Below are 2889 nucleotides of genomic sequence, written 5' to 3' on the forward strand. Positions count from 1 at the left end.
TGCCCATGCCTTGTTCAACAAAATAGAGGGATTTACAGACTTCGCCTTGAGGAACTAAAATCTGATTTTTTGCCACAGATTCCTTCTTGAAATGAGAAATGATGTCGTTTAATTCTTCTGTTGTGAATGGGACTAAAGTGCTTAGGAAGTCGGTAATATTCATAAATTCGTGGCTATTGTGGAACTGTTGAAGTTTTTTACAATATAGGTAAAAAACTAGAGTGCATTACTAATGAAATTCCAAAATGTAAATTTCAAATTCCAATGGAAAGCCTGCTTTTAAAGGATGTTTAAAACGGAAAAAGGCTGCCCATATCGAACAGCCTTTTAAATAGTTGTAATTTTAAATTATTTCAAGTTCTCCAATAATTTTTCGGCAACCAACTCAGAAGAAGCTGGATTTTGACCTGTGATTAAATTGCCGTCTTGAATGACATAAGGGTGCCAATTATCAACATTGGAATAAAAAGCACCATTCTCAATGAGCATATCTTCGACTAATAAAGGCACAACTTCCGTTAATCCGACCGCAGCTTCTTCTTTATTAGAAAATCCAGTCACTTTTTTACCTTTCACTAATGGATTTTCATCAGTGCCTTTAACCCCTTTTAAGGCTGCTGGAGCGTGACAAACAAAAGCAATAGGTTTGTTTTGGCTATTGAACTTCTCGATCAAGGCAATCGAATTTTTGTCGTTTGCTAAATCCCATAAAGGCCCGTGTCCACCTGGATAAAATACGGCATCAAAATCGTCGGGATTCATATCTGCCAATACTTTGGTGTTCGCTATTAATGCCTTGGCTTCAGCGTCTTCGTTGAAACGCTTAGTTGCTTCTGTTGCAGCATCTGGCGTAGCGCTACTTGGATCAATAGGTGCAGCGCCACCTTTTGGCGTAGCAAGGGTAATATGAGCGCCTTTATCTAATAAAGTGTAATAGGGACTTGCAAATTCTTCAACCCAAAATCCTGTTTTCTTTCCTGTATCTCCTAAGGTATCGTGAGATGTTAATACAAATAATATTTTCATGTCTTTTCTTTTTTATAATTAAATTTTCACAATCATTTTTCCTTTGTTCTTGCCTTCAAATAAATCGATAAAAGCATTTGGGATGTTATCAAAACATTCAACAATGGTTTCAGTGTAGGTCAATTTACATTCTGCTAACCAGTTAGTTAAATGTTTCATGGCTTCAGGAAATTTATCGGCATAATTGGAGACGATAAAGCCTTGCATCAACGTACTATTTTTCACTAGAAAAGGCTGTACACTCAAACCTTTGGGTAATTCTGTATTATTATATACTGAGATGGCGCCACAGATGATCATTCTTGCGAATTTATTGATGTTAAATAAAACGGCATCAGAGATCGGTCCGCCAACGTTATCATAATAAATGTCCACGCCGTTTGGTGCCGCTTTGGCAATATCGGCGCTGATATTTTTACTGGTATTGTAATTAATAGCTTCATCAAATCCGAATTTAGATTTTAACAGGGCAACTTTTTCGTCGGAACCAGCAATGCCAATCACTCTAAGTCCGAGGATTTTTCCTATTTGTCCAACCACAGATCCTACCGCACCAGCAGCTCCAGATACCACAAGGGTTTCTCCTGCCACGGGTTTACCGATTTGCGTCAATCCACAGTATGCAGTTAAACCGGTCATTCCTAAGATTCCTAAATACGCACTTAAAGAAGCCTTTTCTGGATCGACTTTTAATAAGCCATCACCGTTTGAAACTTGTTCCGTTTTCCAATCTAACATACCAGAAACAAAATCACCTTCTTTAAATTTTTCATTTTTGGATTCCAACACTTCCGCAATAACGCCAGAGTGAATTGGCTTGTTAAGTTCAAAAGGTGGCACATAAGATTTGGCGTCGCTCATGCGTCCTCTTAAATACGGATCGACTGAAACATAGGCTGTTTCTAAAAGAAGTTCGCCTGGATTTATGGTAAGATTCAAATCTTCGGTTATAAATTCGAAATCTGAAAGGCTTGGTTTTCCTTTAGGTCTGTTTTTTAGTACAATGGACTTTATCATAATTTTTAAGTATTAGATGAATTCATAATGTATAGGTTTTTATAGAGCTCCAGCAGATTGATGGCGTTCGAATAGATCTGATAATTCTACATGAAAGGCACTTCGTTTTTTAGAAAAACTCTATCCTAAAGATACGAAAGAATGGATGTTCATTCTTTTTTTTAAGAGCGATTTATAAATCGAGTGTTTACAATAAGATTGCGAACGCTTAGTTATAAAATTATTGCTTGATCTCTTGCGAATATGTCAAATGACTATTCAATGCTAACGTAAAAGTGATTTATATTAAAGTGTAGGAGGGAAGCTGTATGTACAAAACGCAGATGACGCTGATCTGTGCTGATTTTCGCTGATGATTTAAACTTATATTAGAGCTTTGCGTCTCCGCGTCCTTGCGATAGATACTATAGAACGCAGATGACACTGATTTCTGCTGATTTTCACTGATGTTTTTAGCTTATTGACAAATCATTTTTTTAATATTTGACTCATCAAAACTTTGCGCCTCCGCGTCTCTGCGAGAGAAACTTACGTTCTTAATACTTAATTATCAATACTTATTACTACTCAAACGTATGTCTTTTCTCTTCTGTAGAAGACGCCTTTAGCAGTTGATTAAATAGTTTTATACTATTAAAATCGCGTGTAATCGCTCCAGAAACAGCTAATCCAGAAATACCTGTTGCTAAGATGTCTGCAACATCATCTGTAGTAATCCCGCCAACGCCTATAATTGGTGTTTTGGTATCTAAAACGTCCATAATAGCAGAATACCCCGATAAACCTAAAATGGTTGGCAAATGCTCTTTGGTTGCGGTAAATCTGAAAGGACCCAATCCAATATAA

Annotated in this window: 3 protein-coding genes; all 3 read right to left on the reverse strand. The window is 36.9% G+C overall.

The window, feature by feature from the left end; translation table 11 throughout:
* Positions 1-348 precede the first annotated feature (348 nt).
* On the reverse strand, positions 349-1026 hold the full coding sequence (locus ABIQ28_RS03285; protein ID WP_348035325.1) for a type 1 glutamine amidotransferase domain-containing protein: 678 nt from the start codon (positions 1024-1026) through the stop codon (positions 349-351).
* An 18-nt stretch (positions 1027-1044) separates the two neighbouring features.
* The gene (locus ABIQ28_RS03290; RefSeq protein ID WP_348035326.1) at positions 1045-2043 is read right to left on the reverse strand and encodes an NADP-dependent oxidoreductase; all 999 of its coding nucleotides are present in this window, start codon (positions 2041-2043) and stop codon (positions 1045-1047) included.
* 563 nt (positions 2044-2606) lie between these two features.
* On the reverse strand, positions 2607-2889 hold a 283-nt coding region (locus ABIQ28_RS03295), incomplete at its 5' end, for a thiamine phosphate synthase (RefSeq protein WP_348035327.1).

The organism is Gelidibacter sp., from assembly GCF_039916245.1.
GTDB lineage: Bacteria > Bacteroidota > Bacteroidia > Flavobacteriales > Flavobacteriaceae > Gelidibacter.

Coding starts and splice junctions, on each gene's coding strand:
- ABIQ28_RS03285 (WP_348035325.1), bottom strand. CDS start 1,026: ATGAAAATATTATTTGTATTAACATCTCACGATACCTTAGGAGATACA.
- ABIQ28_RS03290 (WP_348035326.1), bottom strand. CDS start 2,043: ATGATAAAGTCCATTGTACTAAAAAACAGACCTAAAGGAAAACCAAGC.